At 68.8% G+C, this 17,652-nt stretch carries 12 protein-coding genes; 8 read left to right on the top strand and 4 right to left on the bottom strand.

What is annotated here, in order from left to right; genetic code table 11:
- Positions 1-10: 10 nt before the first annotated feature.
- The 3 genes from aceE to HNP73_RS11465 all read right to left on the bottom strand — a co-directional run bounded on the left by aceE (position 11) and on the right by HNP73_RS11465 (position 5,216).
- Positions 11-2,665, bottom strand: a complete 2,655-nt coding sequence (gene aceE / locus HNP73_RS11475) for a pyruvate dehydrogenase (acetyl-transferring), homodimeric type (protein WP_184149135.1) — start codon at positions 2,663-2,665, stop codon at positions 11-13.
- Positions 2,666-2,975: 310 nt separating this feature from the next.
- Positions 2,976-4,679: an alpha/beta hydrolase gene (locus HNP73_RS23300; RefSeq protein ID WP_343063269.1), complete on the bottom strand. Its 1,704-nt coding sequence runs from the start codon at positions 4,677-4,679 to the stop codon at positions 2,976-2,978.
- 66 nt (positions 4,680-4,745) lie between these two features.
- Complete coding sequence (locus HNP73_RS11465) at positions 4,746-5,216, bottom strand: Lrp/AsnC family transcriptional regulator (protein WP_184149132.1); 471 nt, start codon at positions 5,214-5,216, stop codon at positions 4,746-4,748.
- Positions 5,217-5,337: 121 nt separating this feature from the next.
- On the opposite strand from HNP73_RS11465, the gene putA reads away from it, so the two are divergent.
- Together putA and tpiA are read left to right on the top strand one after the other, a co-directional pair.
- On the top strand, positions 5,338-9,015 hold the full coding sequence (putA, locus tag HNP73_RS11460) for a trifunctional transcriptional regulator/proline dehydrogenase/L-glutamate gamma-semialdehyde dehydrogenase (RefSeq protein WP_184149129.1): 3,678 nt from the start codon (positions 5,338-5,340) through the stop codon (positions 9,013-9,015).
- 70 nt (positions 9,016-9,085) lie between these two features.
- On the top strand, positions 9,086-9,817 hold the full coding sequence (gene tpiA, locus HNP73_RS11455; RefSeq protein ID WP_184149126.1) for a triose-phosphate isomerase: 732 nt from the start codon (positions 9,086-9,088) through the stop codon (positions 9,815-9,817).
- Between the two features lie 59 nt (positions 9,818-9,876).
- On the opposite strand, the gene HNP73_RS11450 is transcribed toward tpiA, so the two are convergent.
- A complete protein-coding gene (locus HNP73_RS11450; RefSeq protein WP_343063268.1) occupies positions 9,877-11,046 on the bottom strand; it encodes a DUF6456 domain-containing protein in 1,170 nt (389 codons plus the stop codon).
- A gap of 191 nt (positions 11,047-11,237) precedes the next feature.
- Between HNP73_RS11450 and HNP73_RS11445 the strand changes: the two genes are divergently transcribed.
- The 6 genes from HNP73_RS11445 (at position 11,238) to mmsB (ending at position 17,620) form a co-directional block, all read left to right on the top strand.
- Positions 11,238-11,528, top strand: a complete 291-nt coding sequence (locus HNP73_RS11445; protein WP_184149123.1) for a DUF6477 family protein — start codon at positions 11,238-11,240, stop codon at positions 11,526-11,528.
- A 55-nt stretch (positions 11,529-11,583) separates the two neighbouring features.
- Positions 11,584-12,960, top strand: coding sequence for a trehalose-6-phosphate synthase (locus tag HNP73_RS11440; RefSeq protein ID WP_184149120.1), 1,377 nt, complete (start codon positions 11,584-11,586; stop codon positions 12,958-12,960).
- Positions 12,957-13,700, top strand: coding sequence for a trehalose-phosphatase (gene otsB / locus HNP73_RS11435; RefSeq protein ID WP_184149116.1), 744 nt, complete (start codon positions 12,957-12,959; stop codon positions 13,698-13,700). The genes HNP73_RS11440 and otsB overlap by 4 nt, the downstream gene beginning before the upstream one ends.
- 119 nt (positions 13,701-13,819) lie before the next feature.
- A complete protein-coding gene (locus tag HNP73_RS11430; RefSeq protein WP_184149113.1) occupies positions 13,820-15,319 on the top strand; it encodes a CoA-acylating methylmalonate-semialdehyde dehydrogenase in 1,500 nt (499 codons plus the stop codon).
- Positions 15,320-15,654: 335 nt separating this feature from the next.
- Positions 15,655-16,680 (top strand): 3-hydroxyisobutyryl-CoA hydrolase, encoded by a 1,026-nt coding sequence (locus HNP73_RS11425; protein ID WP_184149110.1) that lies wholly within the window; start codon positions 15,655-15,657, stop codon positions 16,678-16,680.
- A 67-nt stretch (positions 16,681-16,747) separates the two neighbouring features.
- The gene (gene mmsB / locus HNP73_RS11420) at positions 16,748-17,620 is read left to right on the top strand and encodes a 3-hydroxyisobutyrate dehydrogenase (protein ID WP_184149107.1); all 873 of its coding nucleotides are present in this window, start codon (positions 16,748-16,750) and stop codon (positions 17,618-17,620) included.
- Positions 17,621-17,652: the final 32 nt, after the last annotated feature.

Raw genomic sequence — 17,652 nt, 5'->3', positions numbered from 1 at the left:
CCGTCCCTTATTACGCCGTGCGCGGGTTGATCTTGGCCGGGTCGATCTCGTACTTCGCGTACGCTTTCTCGACGTCGGCGCCAGTTACCTTGCCCTCCTTGAAGAGGGCATAGACTGCGGTCGCCGCGATGTGGTTCGCGTCAACCTCGAAGTGCCGCCGGAGGTTCACCCGGCTGTCGGAGCGACCGAACCCGTCGGTGCCGAGCGTGTGGAACGACTGCGGCACGAAGGCGCGGATCTGCTCGGAGTAGTTCTTCATGTAGTCGGTCACGGCGATCACCGGACCGGTCTCGTCCTTCAGCGTCGCGGTGACATAGGGCAGCTTCGGCGCGCTCGTCGGGTTCATCCGGTTGATGCGCTCGACGTCCTGCGCCTCGCGGGCAAGCTCGTTCATGCTCGTCGCGACCCAGAGGTCGGACGTGATGCCGAAGTCGTTCTTCAGGAGCTCGGCCGCCTGCATCGCCTGCTGGAAGATCGTGCCCGACGACATCAGGTTGACGTGCTTCTTGCCGGGCTTCTCGGTCTTCGAGAAGCGGTAGAGGCCCTTGATGATGCCATCCTCGACGCCTTCGGGCATCGCCGGGTGGTGATAGTTCTCGTTGCAGACGGTCAGGTAGTAATAGACGTCCTCCTGCTCGACATACATGCGGCGCAGGCCGTCCTGGATGATGACCGCCACCTCGAAGCCGAACACCGGATCATAGGTGATGCAGTTCGGGATGGTGCTGGCGAGGATGTGGCTGTGGCCGTCCTCGTGCTGCAGGCCCTCGCCGTTCAGCGTCGTCCGCCCGGCGGTACCGCCCAGCATGAAGCCCCGCGCCCGGCTGTCGCCGGCGGCCCATGCGAGGTCGCCGACCCGCTGGAAGCCGAACATCGAGTAGTAGATGTAGAACGGGATCATCGGCACGCCGTGCACCGAGTAGGCGGTTGCCGCAGCGATCCAGTCGGCCATGGCGCCGGCTTCGTTGATGCCCTCCTGGAGCACCTGGCCGCTCTCGCTTTCCTTGTAGTAGGAGAGCTGGTCGGCATCCTGCGGCGTGTAGCGCTGGCCCATCGGGTTGTAGATGCCGATCTGCCGGAACAGGCCTTCCATGCCGAACGTGCGGCTCTCGTCAGGGACGATCGGCACCACGAACTTGCCGATGTTCTTGTCGCGCAGCAGCGTGTTCAGGATGCGCACGAAGGCCATGGTCGTCGAGATCTGGCGCTCGCCGGTGTCCTTCAGCACCGCCTCGAAGGCCGAGAGCGGGGGGATCTCGAGCTTCGCGGCGTCCTTGTAGATGCGCTGCGGGAACGCGCCGCCAAGCGCTTCGCGCCGCTGCAGGACGTAATCCTTCTGCTCGTTGCCGAGCGTCACGTAGGGCGCATTCGCCACGTCGTCGTCGGACACCGGGATGTCGAAGCGATCGCGGAAGGTGCGGAGCTGATCCTCGGCGAGCTTCTTCTGCTGGTGGGTGATGTTCTGGCCTTCGCCGGCATCGCCCATGCCGTAGCCCTTGACCGTCTTGACGAGCAGGACCGTCGGCTGACCCTTGGTCTTCACGGCGCGGTCGAACGCGGCGTAGACCTTTGCCGGATCGTGGCCGCCGCGGCGCAGCGCCCAGATTTCGGCGTCGGTCATGTCCTCGACGAGCTTCGCCGTCTCCGGGTACTTGCCGAAGAAATGCTCGCGGATGTAGGCGCCGTTCTTCGACTTGAAGGTCTGGTAGTCGCCGTCGACGGTCTCGTCCATGAGCTGGCGGAGCTTGCCGCTCTCGTCCTTCTCGAGCAGCTTGTCCCAGCCCGAACCCCAGATGAGCTTGATAACGTTCCAGCCGGCGCCGCGGAAGCCGCCTTCGAGTTCCTGGATGATCTTCGAGTTGCCGCGCACCGGACCGTCGAGACGCTGCAGGTTGCAGTTGATGACGAAGATCAGGTTGTCGAGGCCCTCGCGCGCCGCGAGGCCGATGGCGCCGAGGCTCTCAGGCTCGTCCATCTCGCCGTCACCGAGGAAGGCCCAGACCTTGCGGTCGGCCATGTCGATGAGGCCGCGGTTGTGCATGTATTTCATGAACCGGGCCTGATAGATCGCCATCAGCGGCCCGAGGCCCATGGAGACCGTGGGGAACTGCCAGTAGTCCGGCATCAGCCACGGGTGCGGGTAGGAAGAGAGGCCGTTGCCGCCGGTCTCGGAGCGGAAGTTGTCCATCAGATCTTCCGACAGACGGCCTTCCATGAACGAGCGGGCGTAGATGCCGGGAATGGCGTGGCCCTGGAAGAACACCAGGTCGCCGCCGTGCTTCTCGGTGCGGGTGCGCCAGAAGTGGTTGAGGCCGATGTCGTAGAGCACCGCCGAAGACGCGAACGAGGCGATGTGACCGCCGTACTCGCTCGACTTCTTGTTGCGTCGCACGACGGTCGCCATGGCGTTCCAGCGGTTGATCGTGCGGATGCGCCACTCGAGTTCGAGGTCGCCCGGATAGGGCGGCTGCTGGTCGGGCGGGATGCTGTTCACGTAGGCCGTGGTCGAGCCGAACGGCAGGTTGGCGCCACGCGAGCGGGCGGCCGCGACGGCCTGATCGAGGAGGAAATGGGCTCGTTCGGTGCCGTCTCGGTCAATGACATCCTCAACGCTCTCGAGCCACTCGCGGGTCTCAGATGGATCGAGGTCGGGCGTGTCGGTCATGTGTTCCTCCGTCAAATTCGGATCGTCCGGCCCGCCGACCGGCGAAGATTATTTGCCCCTTCGAACCGCCCGGACGGGCGCGGGGAGGTGCAGTGTTTCACTGGCAAGAATGAGCCGCAAGCGCACTTGGACTTGGAGCTGTTTCGTGTCGCGCTTGTTAGTCCCCCGTTGACAGCTACTACTAAAGTGTAGTGGGCGGCGTCAAGTTGACGCAAGGGAAGATACGGAATACCTCCCGCGCGTTCCGTGCATGGGTGCGTCGGCGAAACGCGGGGCTCACCACTCCGAATCCCGACGTGAGCAGTGTCCTTCATCCTCGCGGTTTCCCTCGCTTGTCGCCGAACATCGTCTTGAGCCGGGCGATCGAGTCGGGCGTCCAGCCGGTTGGTTCGGTGACCGCCACCCATGCATCTATGTAATGCTCCGGCGCGAAGTAGTGCCCGTGCCCGATCGGCACCGCGAGCGCGATGGCCATGTCGAGGGTGAGCTGCAGGAATGAGACCACCGGATACCAGCTCAGATAAGGCGACACGTCCGGCCCCAGGGGAGCATTCATCCAGTCGGGTTTTCGCCAGATCGCGGCCGGCTGGAAGAAGGTGATCGGGTCGCTGGCGTACTGGAGATAGACGATGCGCAGCGGGCCCCAGGTCGCGCCCGGGATATGGGTATGATCCTGCTGGTTGGTGAAGCGGATCACCGACCCGTCGCCGAAGCGCGGCAACCACTCCGGCGAGTCCGGCTCGCGCTCGCTCGTGGCGGACGACCAGCCGGGCGTCGAGAACGGCGGCCCGCTCCAGACCGCGCCATTGAACGGATCGGCGAGAACCTCATGCAGCCGGAAGGACTGGTCCGAGCCGTAGGCGCCGAGGCTCAGACCCTGAAGGTAGAGTTTCGGCCGGTGGTCCCGGGGCAGATGCGTCCAGTGCTGATAGACCGCGCTGAGCAGTGCCCTCGCCGCCTCGACGCTGTTGTCTGGCTCCACGAGTAGCGAGATCCAGCTGGTCAGGTAGGAATACTGCTGCCCAACGATCGCCGTGTCGCCGTGCTGCAGGTACTCGAGCGTGTCCATCGCCGCCGGATCCATCCAGCCGGTTCCGGTCGGCGTCACGACGACGAGGACCGAGCGGTCGAAGGCGCCGGCCCGGATCAGTTCGCGGAGTGCAAGCCGGGCGCGAGCCTCGGCACCTTCCGCGGAGTTCAGTCCGACGTAGACCCGGATCGGCTCTTTCGCGGCCACGCCGGTCTCAGCGGAGATTTGTGCCGCCGTTGGCCCCGAGGCGATGAAATCGCGGCCGGCCCGGCCGATCCCTTCCCAACGCACCAGCGAGGCACTGCTGCCGGTCTTGAGGGGATCGGCCGGCCGGGCGACGTTCGGTTCGATGATCGCATCGACGGCGCGAAACGAGGCGTCGGCCATGTTGAGAAAGCCGCGCACCAGCACGCCCTCCACCACAAGGAGGAAGATGAGAGCCGCACCGATGAGGCCGAGCGCGCGGGCGGCGCGCAGCGACATGTGCCGGACGGCGCGTTCTTCCACCAGCCGGATGACGAAGAGGAACAGCCGGGCGAGCAGCATCGCTATGACGACCACTGCGATCGCGACGAGCGCCAGCCGCAGGGGCGCGCTCGAATCGACCGGAGGCATTCCCATGAGGGAGCGGATCGAGTTCTGCCAGGCGCTCGAGCGCCAGAGATAGACCGCGACCACCAGTGCCGACGCCCCGAGGGCGATCCAGGTTCCGGGACGGCGAATCCGGTCCGGCGGCACCGGCAGCTGGAACCACCGCCAGAGGGCACCGGCGAGCGTGCCGATGCCGTAGCCGATGGCAAAGCTGATTCCCCCGAGGACGCCCTGAAGTTCGCCGGCGCGCGGAATGAGCGAGGGCGTGAGCGAGAAGGCGAAGAACACCGCGCCGATCACGAGGCCGATGCCGGAGAGCGACATCCAGAGCGAGCCGAGCCACCCTTGCAGGCCTCGCCGCTCCGCGGTCGCGTCCGCTCCCGACTCACTCACCGCTTCGCCCCCGCGTCCGGTCTGTCACCTCCCTCGTAGCAGGCAACCCGCTGAGACGCCACGGGGTCAGCCGCGCGCCTCCTTGACCGACTCCATGGCGACCGAGGTCGATGAACTCGCCACATGCGGCAGGCTGGAGATCTTCTCGCCGAGGATGCGGCGGTAGGTGCGGATGTCGGGCGAGCGGACCTTGAGCAGATAGTCGAACCGGCCGGCGATCATGTGGCATTCCTCGATTTCGGGGATCCGGCGGACGGCGGCATTGAACTCGGCGAGCGCCGACTCGCGCGTGTCGGAGAGCTTCACTTCCGCGAAGGCCACGTGGTCGAGGCCGAGCTTCGCGGGATTGAGGACGGCGCGAAAGCCCTCGATGTAGCCCGCCTCGATCAGCCGCCGGAGCCGAACCTGGGCAGGCGTCTTGGAGAGACCGATTCTCGTGGCGAGTTCGGTGACCGACATGCGGCCATCCTCTGACAGCGCCTTCAGAATCCGTCGGTCGAAGAGGTCCAGATCACTGATTTCCTCGGATATGTGCATCGTTTGGCCCGCAAGATCGCTGAACTGAAGTCAGATTGCGCTGTTCTCTGGCCGATTCAAGTCAGAACGCCGGGCGGTGGTGTGGTAAGAGTCGGGCAACCGCCTGCAGGGAGCGTATCGCATGGCATTCGAGACTCGCGCCTCCGACATCTTCGCCGACTTCGCCCCGCCCGTCCGCCCCGGCACGCCGCTGCGCGCGGCGATCACCGCGGCCTACCGCCGGCCGGAGCCCGAGTGCCTCGCGCCGCTGGTGGCCGAGGCGACGCTGCCCGCCGGGACGCGCGCCGCCGCCGAGGCGATCGCCCGCCGGCTCGTCACCGCGCTGCGGGGCAAGAACCGCAGCTCCGGCGTCGAGGCGCTGGTGCAGGAGTATTCGCTGTCGAGCCAGGAGGGTGTCGCCCTCATGTGTCTCGCTGAGGCGCTGCTCCGCATCCCCGACACCGAGACCCGCGACGCGCTCATCCGCGACAAGATCGCCGGTGGCGACTGGGCGGCGCATCTCGGCGGTCAGAAGTCGCTGTTCGTGAATGCTGCGACCTGGGGCCTTGTCGTCACGGGCCGACTCACCTCAACGGTGAATGACCGCGGGCTCGCCGCGGCGCTGACCCGGGTTGTCGCGCGCTGCGGCGAGCCGGTCGTGCGGCGCGGCGTCGACATGGCGATGCGGATGATGGGTGAGCAGTTCGTCACCGGTGAGACCATCGCCGAGGCGCTGAAGCGCGCCCGGCCGCTGGAGGCGCAGGGCTTCCGCTATTCCTATGACATGCTGGGCGAAGCCGCGACCACCGCCGCCGACGCCGAGCGGTACTACAAGGACTACGAGCGGGCGATCCGCGCGATCGGCGCCGCCTCTGCCGGCCGCGGCCCCTATGCCGGTCCGGGCATCTCGATCAAGCTCTCGGCGCTGCATCCGCGCTACGTGCGCGCGCAGGCTGGCCGGGTGATGGGCGAACTGCTGCCGCGGGTGAAGACGCTGGCGCTCCTCGCGAAGTCCTTCGACATCGGCTTCAATATCGACGCGGAAGAGGCTGACCGGCTGGAGATTTCGCTCGATCTGCTCGAGTCGCTGGCGCTCGATGCGGATCTCGCGGGCTGGAACGGGCTCGGCTTCGTTGTGCAGGCCTATGGCCGGCGCTGCCCGTTCGTGCTCGACTGGATCATCGACCTCGCGACGCGCGCGAACCGGCGGATCATGGTGCGGCTGGTTAAGGGCGCCTACTGGGACGCGGAGATCAAGCGGGCGCAGGTGGACGGGCTGGCCGACTTCCCAGTCTATACCCGCAAGATCCACACCGACGTTGCCTACATCGCCTGTGCGCGCAAGCTGCTCGCGGCGCGCGACGTGATCTTCCCGCAGTTCGCGACGCACAACGCCCAGACGCTGGCGACGATCCACGCCATGGCGGGCGAGCCGTTCACCGAAGGCGACTGGGAGTTCCAGTGTCTGCACGGCATGGGCGAGCCGCTTTACGAGGAGGTGGTCGGGCGGGCGAAGCTGAACCGGCCCTGCCGGATCTACGCGCCGGTCGGTACCCACGAGACGCTGCTCGCCTATCTGGTGCGCCGCCTGCTGGAGAACGGCGCCAACTCGTCCTTCGTGCACCGCATCGCCGATCCGAAGGTCTCGGTCGACGAACTCGTGGCCGATCCGGTGGCGATCGTCGCCGCCGAGCCGGTTCCCGGCGCGCCGCATGATGGGATTGCGTTGCCGGGCGATCTCTATGGCTCCCGCCGCAACTCCACCGGGCTCGACCTGTCGGACGAGGCGGCGCTGGCCGGACTCTCGGGCGCCCTCGCCGGGAGTGCCGCGACCGGGTGGAGCGCCCTGCCCCGGCTTCTCGCCGGGACCGCCACCGGCAGCGCGGCTCCGGTGCTGAACCCGGGCGATCATGGCGACGTGGTGGGCGAAGTCACGTCTGCTACCCCGGACGAGGCGCGCGCCTCCGTGCGCGACGCTGCGGCCAGCGCCGCGACGTGGGCGGCCGTCTCGCCGGCCGAGCGCGCCGCCTGCCTCGATCGCGCCGCCGATCTCTATCAGGCGCGGATGCCGGTGCTTCTCGGGCTCGCTGCGCGCGAGGCCGGCAAGTCGCAGCCGAACGCCATTGCCGAGGTGCGCGAGGCGATCGACTTCCTGCGCTACTACGCCGAGCAGGCGCGCCGCACGCTCGGGCCCGTGCACGCGCCGCTCGGGCCGGTCGTCTGCATCAGCCCGTGGAACTTCCCGCTGGCGATCTTCACCGGCCAGATTGCGGCCGCGCTCGTCGCCGGCAACCCGGTGGTGGCGAAGCCCGCCGAGGAGACGCCGCTCATCGCTGCCGAGGGCGTGCGTCTGCTGCATGAGGCCGGGATCCCGCTCGCGGCGTTGCAGTTCGTCCCCGGTGACGGGGCGATCGGCGCGGCGCTCGTCGGGGCGCCGGAGACCGCCGGGGTCATGTTCACCGGCTCGACCGAAGTCGCGCGGCTCATCCAGCGCCAGCTCGCCGGGCGGACGCTCCCCTCTGGCCGCCCGATCCCGCTCGTGGCCGAGACCGGCGGGCAGAACGCGATGATCGTCGACTCCTCCGCGCTCGCCGAGCAGGTGGTGGCCGACGTGATCGCGTCAGCCTTCGACTCCGCCGGTCAACGCTGCTCGGCGCTGCGCGTGCTCTGCCTGCAGGAGGACGTGGCGGATCGGACGCTCGCGATGCTGCGCGGCGCGCTGCATGAGCTGCGCATCGGGCGCACCGACCGGCTGGCGGTCGACGTGGGGCCGGTCATCACCGCCGAGGCGAAGGAGACGATCGAGGCCCATGTGACGGCGATGCGCGCGCGGGGCCACCGCGTCGAGCAGTTCGCCCTGCCGGAGGAGGCCGCGCGCGGCACGTTCGTGGCGCCGACGATCATCGAGATCGGCGGGCTTGGCGATCTGGGGCGCGAGGTGTTCGGTCCGGTGCTGCATGTTGTGCGCTTCCGGCGGCGCGACATGGACGCGCTGATCGAGACGATCAATGCCACCGGCTACGGCCTGACCTTCGGGCTGCACAGCCGGCTTGACGAGACGATCGCCGACGTGACGAGCCGGGTCGCGGCGGGGAACCTCTACGTCAACCGCAACATCATCGGCGCCGTCGTCGGCGTGCAGCCCTTCGGTGGGCGTGGTCTGTCGGGCACCGGTCCGAAGGCGGGTGGTCCGCTCTACCTCGGGCGTCTGGTGGCGACGCCGCCGGTGCCGCCGAATCACAGTGCCTCGGGCAGTGATCCCGCACTTGCCGCCTTCGCGCGCTGGCTCGCGGCCGGTGGCCATGACGACGCGGCGGACGCGGCGCGCGAGCTTGGCGCCCGGTCCACGCTCGGCCGGGTCGAGGAGCTGAGGGGTCCGGTCGGCGAGCGCAACCTCTATGCGCTGCATCCGCGCGGACGGATCCTCCTTCTGCCGCTGACGACAACCGGCTTGCACCGCCAGCTTGCCGCGGTGCTCGCCACCGGCAACACCGCCGTCGTCGATCCCGGCCGGGTCGGGGCCAATGCCCTCGACGGCCTGCCGCCCGAGGTCGCGGTGCGCGTCCGGGTCGCTGGCGACTGGGAGGCTGACGGACCCTTCGCGGGGGCCCTCGTCGAGGGCGACGCCGCGCGGGTCGTCGCGGTGCAGCAGGCACTTGCCGAACTCCCCGGCCCCATCGTGCTCACGCAGGCGGCGACGACGGAGGAGCTTCGGGGGCAGCCCGGTGCCTATGTGCTCGACTGGCTGCTCGAGGAGGTCTCGACTTCGATCAACACCACGGCGGCCGGTGGCAACGCCAGCTTGATGGCCATGGGCTGAAGTGGGGGTTCTCTCGCATCCGCCGGTCTGGTAGCGGGTGGGGTTCGCAAGACAGGACAGAGAGAAACAGATGCCGAACCGCAAGCTCGTCGCCGGAAACTGGAAGATGAACGGACTGGCCGCCTCGGCCGCGATGCTCGAAGAGCTCGTGGCGGCGCACCCGACGCCGGCTTGCGACATCCTGATCTGCCCGCCCGCGACGCTCATCGCCGCTCTCGCCGGTGGCGCGGTGCCGATCGGCGGTCAGGACTGCCACTGGGCGGTGTCGGGCGCCCATACCGGTGACATCTCCGCCGAGATGCTGGCCGACGCCGGCGCCACGGCGGTGATCCTCGGCCACTCCGAGCGCCGGGCTGATCATGGCGAAACTGACGTGACGGTCGCGAAAAAGACCCATGCCGCCTGGCGGGCCGGTCTTCTCGCCATCGTCTGTGTCGGCGAGACCGAAGCGCAGCGCGATGCGAACGAGACGCTCGACGTGGTTGGCCGCCAGCTCGGCGCCTCGGTGCCGGATGGCGCCACGGCGGCGAACCTCGCCATTGCCTATGAACCGGTCTGGGCGATCGGCACCGGGCGGACGCCGTCGCTCGAAGAGATCGCGCAGGTCCACGACTTCCTGCGGGCCGAACTCGTCAAGCGCTTCGGCAAGGAGACCGGCTCGGGGATCCGCCTGCTCTACGGCGGCTCGGTGAAGCCCGGCAACGCGGCGGAGATTTTCACCGTCGGCAACGTCGATGGCGCGCTGGTCGGCGGCGCCTCGCTGACCGCAAAGGACTTCGGCGGCATCATCGCCGCTGCCTGAATGCGCGAAGGGCGCCCGCCAACTGGCGGACGCCCCACGGCAATCGCCCTGCGGTCGGATCAGCCGGCCCGGCGCCGCGTGTCGGTGAGCGCAATGCCGTAGTGGAGCGCGAGGCGTTCGAGGGCGATCTTCAGGACGACCTTGCCCGACCGCGCCGACCAGCCGAGCCGCTTTTCCGCCGTCTCGAGTCCCTCGAGAAAGCAGCAGATGCGAAAGACGATGTCCGAGAGGCCCGGGCCGAGCGCTTCCATCGCCTTGGCCACGCGCGCCCGGGCGTCAGTCGGGCCTTCCGCCGGGCCCCGGGTGCCTGACGTGCCGCGGTCGGAACCGGCGGTCAGGAACTTGTCCCAGTTCTGCGTCACCCGCGGGCCCATCTGCGCCAGCTCGAAATCCTCGCGCAGCCGCTCGCCCGCCTCGATCAGGTCGGCGGAGAGGTAGGCCGCCCCACCCTTGTCGCGCTTGCGGCCAAGCACCAGCAGCGGGCTCTCGGCGAGATTGAACCGCAGGCGCCGCTCGCCCGACCCGTCGTCGGCCGCCACCGTGCGTTCGGCGAAGAAGCGGTGCTGGGCCTGGAACGGGCTCTGCGCCTCGGCGAAGCCTTTCGCGCCCGCCACGGCACGCGGCCCCGTGCGCTCGTCGGTCAGGAGCCGCTTCAGGGCGGCACGGCCGACGGTGGTGATCGTATAGCAGGCGACCTTGCCGGCCTTGTCGCAGACGATCCACTCCTGCAACGCGAAGGCGTGGGCGACCTCGCGGTCGACGACGGCGATGCGGTTGGTGCGTCCCGGCACCACTTCGCGCAGCACCACCGCCTTTTCCATGCTCGGCGCGACGGCGAGGAAGGCCCCCTTCTCGCAGAGACGGCGCAGGATGCGGCGCGCTTCGCGCTCGATGCGCTGGTCGGACCGATGGTCGGCAGCGCGAAGCGGTTTGGCCATGAGAACCTCCTTGATGTCGGCCATCGGCGCAGGCGCCGCGGCCAGAGTCTTCGCCACCCGGTCAAGTGCCTCGTCCACGAGCGGGTCGTCGCGCAGCGTTTCGACCCGACGCACCTGCCGCAGGACGGTCGAGGCGTGACACCCCTTGGCGCGGGCGAGTTCGCGGAGCGGGAGCCCCTGCGAGACGTGGGCGAGATAGGTGGCAGCGGCTTCGGGAACCCAGGCAGGGATCGGGTTGCAACCCTCGGGAGAGGGCGGGAAGCGTGGGTCGTCCTGGCAATCTGGGAGCACTCTGGATCGCTCCTTTCACGATAGTTTTCGCAAAACTCTCCTTAAAATTGATTTATGAACGCAATATTACTCGCGGAATTGTTTAACTTTTCCTTCACTCCTTACCGCGCGCAACACGCATAGGTTGCGCAACGCCAGATGTTTCGGCCCACGATGCCCTCATCGCAACGACACGCCTGACAGGGACACCGATGACCGATTTCGCCTCTGATTTTGCCAGCATGATCGCCGCCCTTCACCGCCCGCGCATTCTGGTGCGCGCGGCGCGCTGCGGGCTCGCAGACTATCGTCGCGACCGCGATCTGCGGCGCATCCTTCGCCTGCCCCGGTCGGCCGCCTCGGCGCGGGCACTCGACACGCTTCTCGCCGAGGAACAGCGCCTCGAGACGATCCGCACGACCGGCGAGGCCACCTACAGCCTGCAGCGTCATGTGGCAGTACTGACGGCACTTCTTGCCGAGGCCCTCGTCGCCCCGGTCTGACGGCGAGTCGGTTCACGGGTTGCCATCGGGGCCTCATTCTGGTCTCCATGCGCCCGTGTCAGCTCGCCTCATCATCGCTTCGAACCGCATTGCCCTTCCGGGTGCCCCGAAACCCGGCGGTCTCGCGGTCGCGCTTGCCGATGCTCTCGCCGAGCGCGGCGGCGGTATCTGGTTCGGCTGGTCCGGCGAGGTCGTCGAGCGCGAGACCCGCGGCGTGCGCCTTTTCGCCGAGGGTCTGGTCGAATATGCCGTCGCCGATCTGACCCCGGAGGAGTACGAGGGCTACTATCTCGGCTATTCCAACCGCGCGCTCTGGCCGGTCTTTCACTACCGCGTCGATCTCGCGCATTTCGACGAAGCCGACTTCGCGGCTTATGAGCACGTCAACCGTCGGTTCGCGCGACTGCTGGTGCAGTTCACCCGGCCCGACGACGTGGTCTGGGTGCACGACTACCACCTGATGCTCATGGGTCAGGAGATGCGGGCCTCGGGCTGGGACGGTCGGATGGGATTCTTCCTGCACATTCCGTTCCCTGCGCCCGAGATATTCAGTGCCCTGCCGCAGCACCAGCGTCTTGCGCGCGGGCTCTGCTCCTATGATCTGATCGGTTTCCAGACCAACCGGGACACTGCGAACTTCCGCCGCTATCTCATCGAGAACGCCGGCGCGGTTGTGGAGGACGCGCGCACGTTGCGCGTCTTTGACCGCAGCGTGCGCATCGAGACCTTCTCGATCGGCATCGACCCGGACGAGTTCGCGGAACTCGCCGAGAGCCGCGAGGGCCGGGCGGCGGCCGAGCGGCTCGGCAAGATCACCGAGAACCGCGCGCTGGTGATCGGCGTCGACCGCATGGACTACTCCAAGGGTCTGCCGCAGCGGATGGAAGCCTTCGGGCGTGTCCTGGACGACCATGTGGAGCTGCGCGGCGATGTGAGCTTCGTGCAGATCGCGCCGCCCTCGCGCGAGGCGGTGGACGCCTATCAAATGCTGCGCGAGCAACTCGACCAGCTCGCCGGGCGGATCAACGCCGACTATGCCGACCTCGACTGGATGCCGATCCGCTATCTGGCGCGGAGTTACGGTCGTGGCAGCCTCGCGGGCCTCTACCGCCTCGCGCGCGTCGGTCTGGTGACGCCGCTGATGGACGGGATGAACCTCGTGGCCAAGGAATTCATCGCCGCCCAGCATCCGGACGATCCGGGCGCCCTCGTGCTCTCGGAGTTTGCCGGCGCGGCGGAGCAGCTTCCCGCGGCGATTCTCGTCAATCCGCATGATATTGCCGCGATGGCGGATGCGATCTTCCGCGCGCTTTCCATGCCGATCGAGGAACGCCGCGAACGCTGGCAAAGCCTGATTGCCAACGTCCGCGAGCAGGATATCGCGTGGTGGCGTCGGGCATTTCTCGCGTCGCTCGACGATACCCAGACATGAGCGCGGCCGACGATCTCTCCGGGCTGCGCCTCGATCCCGGTGATGCGCTCTTTCTCGACTTCGACGGAACGCTGGCCGAGCTCGGGCCTGATCCCGATGCCATCGCCCTGCCGCCCGGCACGGCGGAGGCGCTGAGGGCGCTGGCTGCCCGTCTCGGTGGCGCGCTGGCGCTGCTGAGCGGGCGGGACATCCGCGATCTCGCCAGCCGGACGCCGGACGGGCTCTGGCGCCTCGGCGGCCACGGCCTCGAGCGCATGGCGCCGGGCACGCCGCCACCCCGGATGCCGGCGCCACTCGCCGAGACCGTTCTCGCGCCGCTGCGTGCCGCGACGGCGATCCGCGGGGTGCGGCTGGAGCTGAAGGGTCCGGTGGCCGCGTTGCACTTCCGCGCCGCGCCCGGGGCCGAGGAGGCCTGTCTGGCCGCCGCTCGTGCCGCCGCCGGGCGGGCGCCCGATCTGGTGGCACAGGCCGGCAAGATGGTGGTGGAGGTAAAGCCCGCCGCCGCGCACAAGGGCACGGCGCTCCGGGGGTTGATGCAGGCGCCGCCGTTCGCCGGCCGCCGTCCGCTGATGCTCGGTGACGACACGACGGACGAGGACGCCATCGCCGCGGCGCAGGACCTCGGGGGCATCGGCGTCAAGGTCGGCACGGGAGAGAGCGTCGCGGGGCTCAGGACGCCCTCGCCGGCCACCGTGCGCGACTGGCTCCGCCGCGAGGCCCGCGGTATCACCGGGAGCTGATCTCCCCGCCGATGCCGGTTGCCAACGCTGGCTGGTTGCGTCTGCTGCGAGTTTCCCGCTGCGCGACCGGTCGATTGGCGATAGCGTGCCCACGCAGCACTGACTCGGGGACACGAACCATGCACGAGATCGGACATTTCATCGACGGCCGGCGGATCGACGGGACTTCGGGTCGGTTCGGCGAGGTCTACAATCCCGCGACCGGCGAGGTTCAGGCGCGGGTCGCGCTTGCCTCGACCGACGAGATCAACGCCGCGGTGGCAAGCGCCGGCGCCGCCCAGCCGAAGTGGGCCGCGACAAATCCCCAGCGCCGGGCGCGGGTGATGATGCGTTTCGTCGAACTGCTGAACACCAACATGGACAAGCTCGCCGAGGCGCTTTCCCGCGAGCACGGCAAGACCTTGCCGGACGCCAAGGGCGACGTGCAGCGCGGTCTCGAGGTCGCGGAGTTCTGCATCGGCGCGCCGCACCTGCTGAAGGGTGAGTATACCGACAGCGCCGGCCCGGGCATCGACATGTTCTCCATGCGCCAGGCGCTCGGCGTCGTCGCCGGCATCACCCCGTTCAACTTCCCGGCGATGATCCCCATGTGGAAGATGTGCCCGGCAATCGCCTGCGGCAACGCATTCATCCTGAAGCCGTCCGAGCGTGATCCCACCGTGCCGCTGATGCTGGCCGAACTGATGCAGGAGGCGGGTCTGCCCGATGGCATCCTGCAGGTGGTGAACGGCGACAAGGAGGCGGTCGACGCCATCCTGCATCACCCCGAGATCATGGCGGTGGGCTTCGTCGGCTCGACCCCGATCGCGGAATACATCTACGCCAAAGGGTGTGCCGCCGGAAAGCGGGTGCAGTGCTTTGGCGGCGCGAAGAATCACATGATCATCATGCCGGACGCCGACATGGATCAGGCGGCCGACGCCCTCGTCGGCGCGGGCTTTGGCGCGGCGGGCGAGCGCTGCATGGCGATCTCGGTGGCGGTTCCGGTGGGCGAGGCAACCGCCGACCTGCTGATCGAAAAGCTGATCCCGCGGGTCGAGAGCCTGAAGATCGGGCCCTACACCGGTGGCAACGACGTGGACTTCGGCCCGGTCATCACCCGCGCCTCGCAGAAGCGCATCCTCGATCTGGTGGAGTCGGGCGTGCGCGCCGGTGCCGAGCTGAAGGTCGACGGCCGCGGTTTCCGCATGCAGGGCTACGAGGACGGCTTCTTCGTCGGCGCCTGCCTCTTCGACCGGGTGACGCCGGACATGGACATCTACCGGGAGGAAATCTTCGGCCCCGTCCTCTCCACTGTGCGCGCAGCGTCCTACCAGGACGCGATCGACCTCACGATGAACAACCCCTACGGCAACGGCACGGCGATCTATACCCGGGACGGCGACACGGCGCGGGACTTCGCGAGCCGGATCAACGTCGGCATGGTCGGGGTGAACGTGCCGATCCCGGTACCGCTCGCGTACCACACCTTCGGCGGCTGGAAGAAGTCGGGCTTCGGCGACCTGAACCAGCACGGACCGGACGCCTTCCGCTTCTATACCCGGACCAAGACCGTCACCGCCCGCTGGCCGTCCGGCATCAAGGAGGGCGCCGCGTTCTCGATCCCGACGATGGACTGATGCCCCTCCGGGCGGAGCAAAGCCCTCTGAGCGGAGGCGGCGCGTCAACGTGCCGCCTGCGGCAAGCGTCGCGACCGCGCCGCGCTGCGAGGGCCCGCGGGATTCCGCGCCGCCCCACGATCGGGTCGTCGCGGGGAGCGCGGACCGGCGGACTTTGCCGGGGAAGCGCTTGATGAAGCGGCTGCTTCATCAAGTCGCCTCCTCCAGTCTGGCGGTGTGAGTCGCGTCGGCGTCAAGGGTGAAGGGCCGCCAGCGGCCCCGGCTTCGCCGCCCTTGACCCCGCCCCGACTCACGGGAAGATGACGGCTCCGAGGACGCGCGCGAGGGAGGCTGCCGTGGGAGACATCTCGATCCGGGTCGAGGGACGCGCGGGGCGGATCACGCTCAACCGGCCGCGGGCGCTGAACGCACTCACCCACGCCATGGCGAACGAGATCGCGGGGGCGCTTGACGCCTGGGAAGCTGACGCGGGCGTCGATCTGGTGATGATCGACGGCGAGGGAGAGCGGGCGTTCTGCGCCGGGGGCGACATCGTCGAGACCTGGCGCGCCGGGCGGGCCGGTGACTTCGGGAGTGGCCGGCGGTTCTGGGCGGACGAGTACCGCATGAACGCGCGGATCGCGGGGTATCCCAAGCCCTACGTGGCATTCATGCACGGCTTCACCATGGGAGGCGGCGTCGGCGTCTCCGGGCATGGCAGTCACCGCATCGTCTGCGAGACCACGCAGGTCGCCATGCCCGAGTGCGGCATCGGGCTCATTCCCGATGTGGGCGGCACGCATCTGCTTTCGCGCGCACCCGGGCATCTCGGCGAGTACCTCGGCCTCACGTCGGCGCGCATGAGCCCCGGCGACGCGATCCACGCGGGCTTTGCTGATCGTTTTGTCCCCGGGGCGGACTGGGGGGATCTCAAGGCTGATCTGATCCGGACCGGGGATGTGGGCCGCATCCCGGAGCATGCCGCACCCGAGGCGCCACTCGCCGCGCGGCAGGAGGCGATTGACGATGCCTTCGAGGCGGCGGATCTCGCGAGCATCGTCGCGCGGTTGGAGGCGAGCGACTGGGGGCACGAGGTGCTGAAGGCGCTGCGCCGCAACTCGCCGCTCTCCATGGCATCGACGCTGACGCTGGTGCGCGCCGCCCGGCGCTGTCCCGGCATCGGGCCGGCGCTTCGCCGGGAGTTCCGCTTCAGCTGGCGCGCGTCGGAAAGCGGCGATCTGCTGGAAGGTATCCGGGCACAGGTGATCGACAAGGACCGCAATCCGACCTGGCGTGATGATCTCGACGGGGTGCGGCCGGATGATGTGGCGGCGATGCTGGCGCCGCTCGGCGAGGACGAGCTGGTGCTGCCGGAGCACTGAGAGCCGCGTACTGACATCCGCGTACTGGGGCCAGGCGGCGGCCGAAGCACTGACGGGAGGCAAGGGCATGGAAATCGGATTCATCGGGCTCGGCAACATGGGGGCGCCCATGGCGCGGAACCTCGCGGCGGCGGGGCACCGGGTCACCGGTTTCGACGTGTCGGGCGCGGCGGTCGAGGGCGTGGCGAAGGCCGCCTCGGCGGCCGAGGCGGCGACTGGCCGCGAGGCGGTCATCACCATGCTGCCGAGCGGCGCCATTCTTGGCTCGGTCTACGCGGAAATCGTGCCCGCCGCGGCGCCGGGCACGCTGATGCTCGACTGCTCGACCGTCGATGTGGCGTCAGCCCGCGACGCCGCGACCGCCGCGACCAGTGCCGGTCTCGAGCCGGTGGACGCGCCGGTCTCCGGGGGCACCGGTGGTGCATCCGCCGGGACGCTCACCTTCATGGCCGGCGGATCGGAGGCGGGGTTCGCCCGGGCGGTGCCGCTCTTCGAGGTGATGGGCGCGCGCTCGGTCCACTGCGGCGGACCGGGCGCCGGGCAGGCCGCGAAGATCTGCAACAACATGGTGCTCGGCATTTCGATGATCGGCGTCTGCGAGGCGTTCGCGCTCGCGGGCAAGCTCGGGCTCGATGCGGCAGCGCTCTACGAGGTGATCTCGACCTCCTCGGGTCAGTGCTGGTCGGTCACCACCTACTGCCCGGTGCCGGGCGTGGGGCCGGAGTCGCCGGCAGATCGCGACTATCGTCCGGGCTTTGCCGCCGAGCTGATGCTGAAAGACCTCGGCCTCGCGCGCGAGGCCGCCGCCGCCAGCGACGCGGCCACGCCCCTCGGGACCCATGCCGCCGAGCTCTACGACGCCTTCGTGGCCGGCGGCGGCCGGGGTCAGGACTTCTCCGCCATGCTGCCGTGGCTTGCGAAGCAGGGCCGTGACGGCTGACCCGGCGGGGTGATTGCCGAACCGGGGCCCGC

It is taken from the genome of Amaricoccus macauensis, assembly GCF_014201905.1.
Lineage (GTDB): Bacteria > Pseudomonadota > Alphaproteobacteria > Rhodobacterales > Rhodobacteraceae > Amaricoccus > Amaricoccus macauensis.
Note: the sequence above shows the minus strand (reverse complement) of the source record. Positions and strands in the feature narration are given on the sequence as shown.

Bases quoted from the DNA above. Each gene is read 5' to 3' on its own strand.
- HNP73_RS11465 (WP_184149132.1), bottom strand. From the start codon at position 5,216: ATGCACATATCCGAGGAAATCAGTGATCTGGACCTCTTCGACCGACGG.
- aceE (WP_184149135.1), bottom strand. From the start codon at position 2,665: ATGACCGACACGCCCGACCTCGATCCATCTGAGACCCGCGAGTGGCTC.
- mmsB (WP_184149107.1), top strand. From the start codon at position 16,748: ATGGAAATCGGATTCATCGGGCTCGGCAACATGGGGGCGCCCATGGCG.
- tpiA (WP_184149126.1), top strand. From the start codon at position 9,086: ATGCCGAACCGCAAGCTCGTCGCCGGAAACTGGAAGATGAACGGACTG.
- HNP73_RS11430 (WP_184149113.1), top strand. From the start codon at position 13,820: ATGCACGAGATCGGACATTTCATCGACGGCCGGCGGATCGACGGGACT.
- otsB (WP_184149116.1), top strand. From the start codon at position 12,957: ATGAGCGCGGCCGACGATCTCTCCGGGCTGCGCCTCGATCCCGGTGAT.
- putA (WP_184149129.1), top strand. From the start codon at position 5,338: ATGGCATTCGAGACTCGCGCCTCCGACATCTTCGCCGACTTCGCCCCG.
- HNP73_RS11445 (WP_184149123.1), top strand. From the start codon at position 11,238: ATGACCGATTTCGCCTCTGATTTTGCCAGCATGATCGCCGCCCTTCAC.